This is a genomic window from Butyrivibrio sp. AE3004 (genome assembly GCF_000703165.1).
GTDB lineage: Bacteria > Bacillota > Clostridia > Lachnospirales > Lachnospiraceae > Butyrivibrio.
Genome location: NZ_JNLQ01000002.1, coordinates 246,957 through 259,470 on the forward strand (window position 1 = coordinate 246,957; position 12,514 = coordinate 259,470).

Consider the following 12,514-nt stretch of genomic DNA (forward strand, 5'->3'; position numbering starts at 1 on the left):
GAGATGCAAAACATGCTAAAGATATATTACGGTGATCTCAAAGCGGATAATTATATTTTCAATCCAGACGTGTTTTTTAACAACAGTTATGAGGATGAATGGATTACGGATCCCTTTTCTGTAGAGATGATAAAGGATATAGATCAGTCAGATGTCCTGGGGGCTAAAGTGATAGATAGTCCTTTTTTGGGATCCATTCCTGTAGAAAGACTTTCAGGTGGCGTAAAGACACTGATACTAATGAATAATGATTCAGAGCACATTTTCAATGCCTCGGCTTGTGGGGATAACTGTGCCAAATGGATACTTGAGATTGCAAAAAAGAAGGATCTTACTATCAGATTAGGTTATCTGATGGATTTCGGCAAGGATGATTTTTCAATAGAAATAGTCAATCTTGGGAAAGAAGTCCACAATGCACTGGAGCTTACTGAAGCAGTGCTGGACAATCATTTAATATAGGAAGAATTATATGATAGGGATTTACGATATTGAGGTATACAATAACAAAATACATTATTATCTGACTGTAAAACGTAATCTGACCTTAGTACGTGGAGATAGTGCCAGTGGTAAGACAGAGCTTGTAAGGCTTGTCGGTGAATATGAAGCAAATGGCAGTTCATCAGGTATAACTTTAAAATGTGACAAGAGGTGTACTGTCCTGACAAATGTTGACTGGGAAATGCGACTTGTATCACTGAGCCAGACAATAATATTTATAGATGAAACAGCAAGCTTTCTGAGAACAAAGAGTTTTGCTGAACATGTCAAGGGATCAGATAACTATTTTGTAATTATCACCAGGGACGATTTGGATATGCTCCCCTATAGCGTTGAGGAGATATACGGATTGAAAAATGTTTCAGATTCCTCAAAATATAAGTCCTATAAAAAAGTCTATAATGAGATGTACAAGCTGTATAATCTTTCGGACATAAATGAAATTGTGAATCCGGATCAAGTCATTACTGAAGATACAAACGCAGGACATGAATGCTACGTTGAGATCTATGGAGATATGTGCAGCGCTGCGGGTGGTAAGACAAAGGTGTATGAATGCATCAGGACAAGTGATAAGAAGAGCATTCTTGCAATAATTGACGGTGCAGCATTTGGCTCTGATATAGGTAAGGTGATGGGATATCTTGCAGTGTCCGGCAAAAAATGTGTACTGTACGCACCGGAGTCTTTTGAATATCTTTTGCTGAAAGCAAATATAATCGATGTCCCGCAGGCAATCCTGGATGAGACATATAACTATGCGGACAGTCAAAAGTTTTTCAGCTGGGAGGAATACTATACCGATTACCTTGTCCAGAACACTAAGAATACTCCGTTCAGATATGGAAAGACCAGACTGAATGAGAGCTATAAGTCCCATAGGATAATCGAAAAGATTAAAAGTGTAATGCCAGATCAGATAATATCTGTGGAGGAACGGAGTGAATAACATGCCGGGAAATGCTTCAAGTGAATATCTTGAAGATAAAGTTTCGATGAAAGATTACAAAAGGTTATAAGAGCTACTTTTTAGAAAACAAAATTCTAAGAAGTAGCTCTTTTTTGTTGGCTAATTCATGGATGGTTCTTCAGCACATAAAAGAATAAGGAGGACATCATTCATGAAAAGAAAAAAAGAAGACAGACCGTATTTTGATGATAACCGTGATTACGTTGGCGAACTTGAAAATGAGAATGAGAAAACAGTCCATTTAACCGGGAAGTTATAGTCCAGGAAAAAGTAGTGATGCGTACCTTGAGGAAAAAGTGGCTCAGATATAGGGATGCAGAAATTGTTTACAGCCTTGAGCATAAGAAAATTCTTGAGATGGCAGACCAGGCAGGAGCGATTTACAGAAGAGAAGGAACCGTTCTGATCAACAGAGACATCTTTGATGAATGATTGCAGAGTTTGCAGATATCCTTGGAACGACTGTTGAATACCTTATCTGTGGAGTCATCAAGTCACCTGAGCTGGATGCGGATTCAGTTGAGCTTCTTAAGTTGTTTGGAGCTATGGATGAGAGGACCAGGCAGATTATGCTGGTTCAGATGAGGGCTGTTGCCAGATTTTAATCATCTGGAGAGGTAAATGGGAGTGTGAAATGATAGATTTGCTCATTTGAGATAGCTAAACAGAGATAAAATCTCTAAATAAGTAAATGGGATATTGAATTTCTTAAATTGAAAGCTTATAATTAAAGAACACCCTGGAAAGGAGGCACTTATTATGCTGGTCAAATTGTCTGTAGAAAACTTTAAATCGTTTGATCAAAAGGAAGAATTATCAATGATTTCTTCCAGTAAAATGCAGGGAAATAAGAGCCATCGTGTGAAGATCAAGCAGACACAATTGTTGAAGAATGCAATTGTTTATGGAGCTAATGCTTCTGGCAAATCTAATCTTGTTGTGGCATTTGCTTTTATTAAAGCCGCTTTAATGGAGGGGCTACCGGTTGGATCAGCAAATGATTTTTGCAGGAACCGACAGGAAAATAAAAATCGCGAAAGTGTATTTGAAATCCAGTTTACTGTGGGTGATACTTTTTATGCCTATGGTTTTTCTGCAATACTCAGTCAAAGAAGGATTACTGAGGAATGGTTGAATGAACTTATGCAGGATGGAAGTGCGCATCAACTGTTTATAAGGGAAGGCAGCAATGCACCGGTTCTTGGGGAAACTGTTAAGATGTCTGCTTCTGAGAAGCGCAGATTCAGCGTTTATTCAGAGGACTTTGCAGGTCAGGATGCGCAGCTGTTTTTGACTGAGATGAACCGCGGAAAGAAATACCCTGAAAATTCCAGGCTTACATTCTTTGTGGAAGCTTTCAGCTGGATCATGAATAATATAATAGTTATCAATCCTAACATGGGTATTTCAAATACTGAAGCATATTATAATGATGAATCTTTGGATAATATCAGTAAACTGATCCAGACTTTTGATACTGGTGTTACAGAGATAAGGACCAGGCAGATTACAATAGATGAGATGGGCAAGATGATTCCTGCAGAAGTCGTTCAGGGAATCTTTTCACAGTTAAAAGCTCAGCTGCAGATGAGTAATCTTCCGAGTATTCAGATGACTTGGAGAGTTGAAGGCGGTTTCTTCAATATTCGTATTATAGAGGGAGAAGAGCCAGAGATTTCAACTCTTGTTCTGAGGCATGGTAAATCAGTTTTTGATTTTAATTTCTCTGAGGAGTCAGATGGTACAAAGAGATTATTTGATCTGATAGATATGCTTCTTACAGAGCGCCCGGATACAGTATTTGTTGTTGACGAGTTGGAGCGCAGTTTGCATCCAAAGCTTACAGAGCATTTTCTGAAGCTTTTCATGGAGGCTCATGATGGTGTGAGAATGCAGCTTGTGTTTACAACACATGAAGATACAATAATGGATCAGAGTCTTTTCCGCAGGGATGAGATATGGTTTGTGGAAAGAGATGCTGATAATGCCAGCAAGATTTATTCTCTTGATAGATTTAAGGAAAGATATGACAAGAAGCTGAGTAAAGCCTATCTTGAAGGAAGATATGGTGCTATTCCTGTGTTCAGGCAGTTTCCTTTCCGGAAGGGCGCTGAACGTCCGGGGGACGTTCGCCCAGCGCGGATCGAAACGGAGAGGAGATAATAAGTATGCCTGTACATACATATACGAACTGGAACCAGCGTCCATCAGATCGGGAAGAGCAGATTGAACCATTCAGAAAGTATTTTTTTATCTGCGAATGCGGATGCTATAGAGACTGCATGCTGGTTCAAAAATATTCTTCTCCCGGGTACGGTTCCGGAAGACCAGGACGGAAATCCTGCTGGCAGGGATGAGGACATCAAGATCATGAGGGATCCCCGATTTGTGGATATTTTCCGAATGGTTGACTACAGTATATGCAGAATAGAAGCGGATAATGACAAGCCTTATGGGAAGTCATTGATAATTAGAAGAGACGCTGAGGGCAATGAAATCCGAAGAGAACTTCAGCAGGATTCAACCGGCGTAAGAGAGTTCTTTGCATGGGCTGTCCAGATATTCAGGGTAGTATATGAGAACAGGGTTGTATTTGCAGATGAGATGGACAGAGTACTTAATCCAATTCTATCAGACAGAGTTGTGGCGTTTGTTAACGGCGCGGAACATAAGGGACAGTTTATCTTCTCAACGCATAACGTGCTTCATCTGAACCTGAAGACCTACATGAAGGAACAGATCTATTTTGTGACAAAGAGTAAGGATAGTCTTACTTCTGAGCTGTATTCACTTGCAGATTTTCCCGAGGTAAGATACGAGACCGCCAAAGTCTATGAGTTTTACATGAAGGGCATATTGGGAGGTACAGCTTTTGAGTAGAAAAGAGAGGGTAAGCTGGGCTCCAACAAGTATGAGATCAAGAAAAAGACTTTTGATATATTAGAAATAGTTTGTTGGAGAGGGAAAACAATGAAAATTCTTTTTATTGGCAATAGCCATACTTATATGAATGATATGCCTGAGCTTACCAGGGAAATGATAGAGAATGCAACGGGTGAGAATTGCGAAGTATTCATGCTGGCATATTCGGCCAGATCACTAAAATGGCATATGGGAGAGGAATACTTTTCAGAACGGTTTAATATACTTCATGGCAGATATGACTACTGCATTATCCAGGAACAAGCTCATCCCATGACGGAAGAATCTGACACAATTACTTATGCAGGAAGAATAATTGAACTCTGTCAAAAAGCTAATACTAAGCCGGTTATTTTTGAGACCTGGGCTGAAAAGGCAAGGCCTGAGAATCAGAAAGAGATGAATCGTCGCTATCAGAAACTCTCAGAAAAATGCGGAGTACTGCTTGCGCCTATTGGAGAAGTATGGAGCGAGGCTTGTGAGAAATTACAGAACAGAGCAGATGCAGATCTGTACTATAAAGATGGTGCGCATGCTTCAGCCATCGGAGATTATCTTATTTCAATGGTTCTGACTAAAGTGATTACAGGGAAACTGCCGAGTGATGATTCTTTAAAGGCATACGATTTCACACTGCCTGACAGTGACTGGATTCCGGTAAAAGAGAATGTCGATGATGAGATTACAGAGATTCCTTTGGAAGTAGCGCGGGTGATAAGAGAGTGCGTGGAAAGACGCATTGATACGAAAGTAGGCTAAGGATAATTATTTTATGAGAATCAAAAAAGTGTCGGAGGAATAAAATGAACCAAAAAGAAAGAATGCTTACTAATCTCCCATACAAAGCATGATTGGATGGACTTAGCGAAGAGCGGATGGAAAACAAAAAGAGAATATTTAGATTCAACAACCTGGATCCAGAGAGCAGGTCGGAGAAGGACAAGCTTCTTAAGGAAATACTTGGAAAAACAGGAGAGTATGTAAATATAGAAGCACCTTTTCACTGTGATTATGGCTACAACATAGAGGTGGGAGAGAATTTCTTTGCCAATTATAACTTTGTTGTTCTTGATGTTGGAAAAGTCAGGATTGGCGATAATGCCCAGATTGCTCCGAATGTTTCCATATACACTGCCGGGCATCCGATTCATCCTGATTCTCGTAATTCGGGATATGAATATGGTATTGACATAACTATCGGTGATAACGTGTGGATTGGTGGAAATATCTGCATTATGCCGGGAGTAACAATAGGAAATAATGTTGTTATCGGAGCTGGAAGTGTCGTTACGAAGGATCTGCCGGATAATGTTAAAACTGTATGAGAAAGGCAATAAAAATGAAGCAAATAGTTTTTTACTGTTCCGGAAGAAATGAGTTGCCACCGCCGAGAATCGATGGAATACAGTTCTTTCCTGAAAGAGCATCCATGTGGGATGAACTGTCGAAACGCTTGCCAGACGTAAGCATTTCTGTTTGGTTTACACCGCCGGGAGAGTTTGCTGTTGATATGGGGAACATCCAAACGAACGAAACCGTATCTGCGTACAAGCCGGTCAGAAGCCCGGAACGTGTCGCATACAGGTTTCTGGACGGAACGGAGTCAGTAGAAGAGATTGCCGGGAAAATCGCGGAGACGCATCCTGATGTGGCCGTTGCTTTTTCGATTCCTATTATGCCGTATGACTGGTCGGCGCTGAGAGATGCGATGGTCGGCGAAGAGCTCCGCAGGAGGGGGATTAAGACTATCTCGCACAGCACCAGATTTGCTCTTGAATCTTTTCAAAAGGAAAAATGTACAGATTTTCTTCGCAGAAATGGTTTTAATGTTGCCGGAAGCATTATGGTTCAAAACAGCCTTTTTCATGTGCATGTTACTGACCCGTCTATTCCGCAGAATGCGTATCGGGAGTTTATTTTCCGTGAGATAAGGAAACTCCGTTTTCCGGTCGTTATCAAGCCGACAGTATTCTCGGGGGCGGTTGGATTCACTGTCTCACATAATTTTGATGATGCCGTAAAGGTGCTTGATGAATGGAAACTTGACTCGGACATACTTGTCGAAGAACAGATTGATGGGGAGATTTTCGGGATTGAAATATACGGAGCAGAGGGGCATTATCATGTTACGGAGCCGGTGATTTTTTCCGTGGATGGAGATGCGACCGCAGAAGGTCTTGACATTGTTAAGGAAGGACCTGTGACAGATGAGAAGTACCACATCCCGCATTTAAAAGCAGAAATGATTAGGATGTCAGATCTATACGGACTGAATGGTTTTGCACAGGCAGACCTGATCTTTTCTCAGGGAAAATGGTACATCATTGAGATCAATCCACGCTATACATTGATGTCAGATATTTCTGCCGCCATCGAGGGAAAAGATATAATCAGTCTTTACGGCGAACTTGCGACAGGACAGATTGGCGACGCTAAGGACAATCAGCGCAGTTTTGCTATTGATTTCAAGACAAGGCTCCTGGATAGAGAAGAAATCTGCAGACTGTGCGAAAAGTATAGCTGTATTGTATCGGTCATGAGGGTGCAGACTGCCGTATCTTCTGTCGGTTCTGCGGAATACTGCGAATTTGTCATGGCAGGTGAAGAACAGAAGAAGCTTAGGAGCGATATGCGCGCAATCAAAGGTGAAATCCGGGAGGAATAAATGGCTTCAGAGCTGAATGGCAATCATGTATTATCGAAAATGTTCCACCGCAGCGTGCGATACAGTTTCTTTGGATTTTTCACGGTCATTCTGAACACCGCTGTGGATGGGGTGATTATCGGACACTTCCTGGGGGCTGCGGCCATGTCGGCGTTTGGGCTAATTGTACCTCTGTATTCCTTGGAAGACATTTACACTAGTAACTCCTGTGGACAAAAGTCAAAATGTAAAATTCTATACAGAAAGATGTGGCTTTGATATCCAGTCTGAAGAAATGGATGGAAGTGTTAAAGTATACAGATTTATATTGAGGCGGATATGATGATAAAAGAAATATTTGGAAAAGTAAAAATATATAGGCTCCATTCGCGTGTTGATAACCGTGGATCTCTGGAATATGTTTTTGATGAAAACACTGCCTGTTTCAATGCTCGGGAGACAAGAATCTATAGCATGCCCAAAGAAGGAACTTTTTTTTGGAATTCACTACAGAGAAGAGAGTAGCCCAATGACGAAGTTTGTGACAGTCATAAAAGGCAGAGGTATGGTGTTTTTGGAAGCTGCCCTTATCTTCATATTGTTGCAGTAAAGGAAGAATACAGGAGTTATGGTATCGGTAAACAGCTGATGAAGTATTTTGAAGATAATGCTTCTGATTCTCCTTCAGCAAAATACTTTTTGACTGTAGATGATTTTAACCCGAGAGCAAAGAAATTATATGAAAATCTGGGATATAAGTGTGTTGGAGAACTAACTGATTTTTATAAAAATGGGATTAACTGCTATCTGATGATGAAAAGAAGAGGGTAAAGATATGAGCCTACAATTTGTAAAAGCAAGCACTTCTGATGCTCTGACACTTAATGGAATATCTAAAAGAGCTTTTGATAGCGATGTTCAGGTTGGAGCACCTTCAGCTGGTGGGCCACCTGGATATATGTCTGTTTCTTATCACACAAAGATGGCCAGATCAAATCACTTGTATAAGCTCACGGACAATGGTCTTATTGTTGGCGGTGCGATTCTATTTTTGGAAAAAGACAAGTTGAACATCGGAAGGATCTTTGTAAGCCCGGAGCATTATCGCAAAGGCTATGGAGTCTACATGATGCAGGAAATTGAGACAATGTTTTCAAATGTAAAGGAATTTGTATTAGATACACCCATTTGGAATGTCAGAACAAACGCCTTTTATACCAAGCTGGGATATGTGGAAGTGAGTCGGGATAATGAATTCATTTATTATATTAAGAAATGTGAGTGATGAAAGAGATAAATGGCGGTGGTAACTAAATGATAAAAATCGAATTATTATCAGAGACAAATTTCTGTTTAGAATCATTAGATTCATATAACAGAAAACAGAATGTAAATAAAGTATATCGAAGAATAGACGGAGAATATGTATTAATAGAATGCAAATATACCGAAGATTGGGACTTAAGCCAAAAGCGTTCTGTGGCAAAGCAAATAAGCAGTGATGACTATATTACATACATCGCATTAGAAAATGATAAAGTTGTTGGCTTTGTTGGGCTATTAAAGAAACTAAACGGTCCTTACATGATTCTTGATATGATGCAGGTATCTTCTGAATACAGAGGCCAAGGTGTTGGCAGACGATTATTTGAATTGGGAAAAGCGGAAGCAAGAAAAGCTGGTGCACAGGCTCTGTACATATCTGCCTGTTCTTCTGAGGAGACGATTGCATTTTACAGAGCAATGGGAAGTAGCCTGGCAAGCATTCCTATAAAAGAACTTGCTGAAAAGGAACCATATGACCTTCAGATGATCTGTCCTGTAATAGACTGCGACAGATACTCGGAGATGAAACTGACAGAGAATATGATTCGTTGGGCTGAATGCAAACTTGGCAGCACGGAATATGCAGGCTGGTGTCTTGCATTTATCGAGGATGCACTTGAAATCAGCAATCATATCGAAATATTTGGTGGAGATTCTGCAAAGGAATCCTGCGAGATGTACAAGGACGCGCTGCGAGGCGGAGTTCCGGAGCGAGGTGCTTTCGTATTCTATGACTGCCTGTGTCAAAGCGAAAACGGCCCAGTCAACTGGGGACATTGCGGCATTAGTTTCGGGGACGGTCGTGTGATCCATGCGTGGGACGTGGTCCGAATTGACGACTATCTGGCAATAGAAAAGCTGACGGCGCTGACCGGAGATCATCCGAAATACCTGGGATGGGTGGCGCTTGAACGCGTACTGAATCAAAAACCAGGAGTGTAATTTCACAATTTCAATTTGCCGGGCTGAGATGTTAGCACTTTATATTTTAATATTATGTACTACTGTGAGGAGTATGACTAATGAGCAATGTTATTTTTGACATGGCCGGTAAAGATGACATATCTGAGTTGGTTCGTTTGAGAATTGCATATATGATAGACGATTTTGGAACTATCAGTGAATATGAGCGGCAATGTATGGAGGAACAACTTCCGGGATATTTTGACAGAAGACTTGGAAAAGAACTGATCGCATTTATTGCAAGGGCAGAAGGCCGGTTGGTGGCAGCGGCATATCTGCTGATCATTGAGAAGCCGGCGAACCCGTTTTTACCCAATGGACTTGATGGAGAAGTGCTCAGTGTATATACAGAGAATGAATACCGTGGAAAGGGTATCTGCACACAGCTGATGAAGAACATGATAGAGTTCGCGAAAGAAAACAAATTATGCCGAATAGACTTAATGGCAACAGATGAAGGTTATCCGGTCTATAAAAAAGTTGGCTTTGAAGACCGGACTCAGAAATACTTAGATATGCGTTTGAAGTTGTAAGTGATATCGCTTTATCTTCTTTCGTAAACAAACGGTGTAAGCCCGAACAAAAAAGCAGATCACATTTATATTAGTAACCTGCCCTTTTGTTCGGGCTTCACGCCGTTTTTTATCAAATTGAACTAAGTCGCGTCCGGGTGTCAGCTGTGGAAATTCAATCCATTACCTTACACTCGATTTTTGAACGATCTATGAGACCTGCTTATGGATAGCTACATAAATGAAAGCTTTGAGTTTGGTTTTTTTCACGCAAAATAAGCCTTTGTGAAAAGGCCTGGTAGAAGTATTCAGTTGATTCTTTTAACAAAGCATGTATCTGCCTCTTACAGTGTAACTAATAAGGGGAGAACCGCATTTGGCGCAGGTGCAGATATCACGGTTATATAGGATTTTAAGTTTCTCTGCGACGCTCTTATTTCTAACCCTTGATATATACTGCTGGCAGCCAATAAGGTTCCTGCAAAGGGTTATGTTATCTTTCTTGCAGCGGCAGGCAAGAATCCCATAGTATCTGATCTTTACAAAACCTGGTGGTAATACATGAAGAAGGAACCTTGATAAGAAGATCTCTCCTGAGATAGTCATGGGATGGTATTTACCATCGGTTTTATAATCCTTGGCGTTGAAAGTAACTGTTTCTTCGTCCATGTCTACAATTCGACGATTGCTGATGGCAATGCGATGAGTATATTTTCCAAGATACTGGAAAACTTCCTGTGCGCCGGCAAATGTCCTCTTTGAATAGACAACCCAGTCCGTTTCATACAGCTTATTCATCAGTTCCTTGAATTCATAATCGTTTTTAAGATAGGATGATTGGCCGGTATATTTGAGTTTTCCTGTGTCATGTAACAACTTCAACTCGCTTAAGTAGTAACGCCTGAATACAGGGGACATGACTTTTACAGGAAGAAAAAACTTATGGCCTTTGTCTTTCCAGTGATTGTTTTTATCCAGCCCGCCGCCAAGAACAATTACATGCAGATGTGGGTGGTAATTAAGCATGGAACCCCAGGTATGAAGAACACAGATGTAACCAATCCTGGCTCCAAAGTGCTGGGGATCCTTTGATAATTCTGAGAGTGTTTTGTTAGCTGCATGGTAAAGAGCATCGTATAGGAGTTTCTGATTGGAATACACAAGTGCATAAAGTTGGCTTGGAATGGAAAAGACTGTGTGAAAATATGGGGCATCCAGCACATCCTCACGGCGTAGATCAATCCATTCATCTATGTTCATGCCCTGACACATCGGACAATGGCGGTTCTTGCATGAATTATAGTGGATGTAAGTTGAATGGCAGGATTCACACTCACTGACATGTGCTCCCATTTCAGCAGTCCGGCAATTCCTGATACATCGTATGGCATTTAGCTGCACATCAGAAAAAGATCTGTCAGCAATAGTGGGAAGAAACTGTTCAAAAACATCCTGTATAGTTACATTACTCATCCTTCATGCCCTCAGACTTCTTTTTTGAAGACTTTTTGCTGGTAGAAGAGCCCTTGCGTTGGGATTTCTTTTTTCTGTCCAGGGGACTCTTTATACCCATCAAAGATTTGTTTGTAACATTTATGTATACTGCTGTGGAATTGGGAGACCTATGTCCAAGCATGGACTGTACATACTCACGCTTAGTGTCATCTTCAATAAGATGTGTTGCGAAGGAATGGCGAAGAACGTGGGGATGGATTTTGATACCAGCTTCGGCTCCGACTTTTTTGAGCATTATCTGTATAGCGCCGGGCTTTAAGGGACGATGAGGTCTCCTAAGGGTAACAAATAGAGTATCCCGTGGTTCAGGACAGGAATACCAATACTGTTTTAGAAGTTCCAAAGCTCTTTCAGACAGAATGGTCCAGTGATCACCATGATTCTTTGAATTTCTTACATGAACCTGCATGGTAGACATGTAAATATCTGAGGGAGCAAGCTTACAAACCTCACCGACTCTGAGGCCTGAGGAATAGGTAAGAGCGATGATTGCTTTGTTTCTGATATTTGTAGAAGTATCAATCAGTTTTTCAATATCATCTCTGGAAGCAACCTGTGGTAACGTCCAGTTTCTCTTCATTCGGGGAACTATATCAAGGTCCCAGGTGATGTGAAGAATGTATCTGTAGAAGAAAACAAGCGCAGAATTAATGCCATTACAGCTTTCCGGCGTGACACCATCATTTCGCTTTTTTATGATATATTCCCGCGCATCATAAAGCGTAAGTTCATTGAAAGGTTTGTTTCCGGTCCATTCCAGAAATTTACCTATATGATATGTGTATTGCTTACAAGTGCCCTCAGACCGATTCCTGATCCTGCACTCTTCATGAATCTGTCTTTTTAATGATTCGTCCATAATAAAACCTCCGTAAATGTAGTAGTAAAAATGTGGTTACTACTGGTTACGGAGGGTAACGAATTCTGTGAATATACTTGTAAGGCTTGTTTGTAGGTGATATTCTCTTCATAGCAGTAGTAGTGGCTTTTGGTAATGATAGGTTTTTGTGTGGTAACTTAAACATACATCATCATAGCTTCACTATCTACTGCTTTTTAAGTAAAAGAAAACGCTGCGCCACAGCCTTGGCAGGCCGTCGCGCAGCGACTTAGTTCAATTTCAGGATAACTTAGAAAGACGAATCGGGATTAGTAGAC

At 40.8% G+C, this 12,514-nt stretch carries 13 protein-coding genes and 2 pseudogenes; 13 read left to right on the forward strand and 2 right to left on the reverse strand.

Annotation, left to right across the window (positions count from 1 at the left end; translation table 11 throughout):
• Positions 1-12: 12 nt before the first annotated feature.
• From BV60_RS0103710 to BV60_RS0103790, 13 genes and pseudogenes are all read left to right on the forward strand, one after another.
• Positions 13-462, forward strand: coding sequence for a DUF4869 domain-containing protein (locus tag BV60_RS0103710; RefSeq protein WP_029319584.1), 450 nt, complete (start codon positions 13-15; stop codon positions 460-462).
• A gap of 10 nt (positions 463-472) precedes the next feature.
• A complete protein-coding gene (locus BV60_RS23445) occupies positions 473-1,453 on the forward strand; it encodes a hypothetical protein (protein ID WP_029319585.1) in 981 nt (326 codons plus the stop codon).
• Positions 1,454-1,750: 297 nt separating this feature from the next.
• A complete protein-coding gene (locus BV60_RS23030) occupies positions 1,751-1,906 on the forward strand; it encodes a DUF6462 family protein (protein WP_242841008.1) in 156 nt (51 codons plus the stop codon).
• Entirely contained in the window at positions 1,903-2,079 is a 177-nt protein-coding gene (locus tag BV60_RS23035; RefSeq protein ID WP_156035953.1) for a hypothetical protein, read from the forward strand. The genes BV60_RS23030 and BV60_RS23035 overlap by 4 nt, the downstream gene beginning before the upstream one ends.
• A 154-nt stretch (positions 2,080-2,233) precedes the next feature.
• Positions 2,234-3,637, forward strand: coding sequence for an AAA family ATPase (locus tag BV60_RS0103735; RefSeq protein WP_051656498.1), 1,404 nt, complete (start codon positions 2,234-2,236; stop codon positions 3,635-3,637).
• A 63-nt stretch (positions 3,638-3,700) separates the two neighbouring features.
• The gene (locus tag BV60_RS20840) at positions 3,701-4,354 is read left to right on the forward strand and encodes an AAA family ATPase (protein ID WP_242840937.1); all 654 of its coding nucleotides are present in this window, start codon (positions 3,701-3,703) and stop codon (positions 4,352-4,354) included.
• 90 nt (positions 4,355-4,444) lie between these two features.
• Positions 4,445-5,155 carry a hypothetical protein gene (locus BV60_RS0103745; protein WP_029319589.1) on the forward strand — a complete coding sequence of 237 codons (711 nt, stop codon included), beginning with the start codon at positions 4,445-4,447 and terminating at the stop codon, positions 5,153-5,155.
• Between the two features lie 92 nt (positions 5,156-5,247).
• Positions 5,248-5,718 (forward strand): annotated as a pseudogene (locus BV60_RS20845) (sugar O-acetyltransferase); the annotation flags it as partial.
• 17 nt (positions 5,719-5,735) lie between these two features.
• Positions 5,736-7,061, forward strand: a complete 1,326-nt coding sequence (locus BV60_RS0103755; RefSeq protein WP_026665624.1) for an ATP-grasp domain-containing protein — start codon at positions 5,736-5,738, stop codon at positions 7,059-7,061.
• A gap of 567 nt (positions 7,062-7,628) precedes the next feature.
• Positions 7,629-7,871: pseudogene (locus BV60_RS0103770) on the forward strand (GNAT family N-acetyltransferase); the annotation flags it as partial.
• A gap of 4 nt (positions 7,872-7,875) precedes the next feature.
• Positions 7,876-8,325, forward strand: coding sequence for a GNAT family N-acetyltransferase (locus BV60_RS0103775; protein ID WP_026523156.1), 450 nt, complete (start codon positions 7,876-7,878; stop codon positions 8,323-8,325).
• A gap of 29 nt (positions 8,326-8,354) precedes the next feature.
• Positions 8,355-9,308 (forward strand): GNAT family N-acetyltransferase, encoded by a 954-nt coding sequence (locus BV60_RS23675; protein WP_242840939.1) that lies wholly within the window; start codon positions 8,355-8,357, stop codon positions 9,306-9,308.
• A gap of 80 nt (positions 9,309-9,388) precedes the next feature.
• Positions 9,389-9,862, forward strand: coding sequence for a GNAT family N-acetyltransferase (locus tag BV60_RS0103790; RefSeq protein ID WP_029319603.1), 474 nt, complete (start codon positions 9,389-9,391; stop codon positions 9,860-9,862).
• A gap of 300 nt (positions 9,863-10,162) precedes the next feature.
• Here the strand turns inward: BV60_RS0103790 and BV60_RS0103795 are convergent, their stop codons facing one another.
• Together BV60_RS0103795 and BV60_RS0103800 are read right to left on the reverse strand one after the other, a co-directional pair.
• Positions 10,163-11,314, reverse strand: coding sequence for an IS91 family transposase (locus BV60_RS0103795; RefSeq protein ID WP_029319605.1), 1,152 nt, complete (start codon positions 11,312-11,314; stop codon positions 10,163-10,165).
• A complete protein-coding gene (locus BV60_RS0103800) occupies positions 11,307-12,215 on the reverse strand; it encodes a tyrosine-type recombinase/integrase (protein WP_051656500.1) in 909 nt (302 codons plus the stop codon). Before BV60_RS0103800 ends, BV60_RS0103795 begins: the two co-directional genes overlap by 8 nt.
• Between the last annotated feature and the right edge of the window lie 299 nt (positions 12,216-12,514).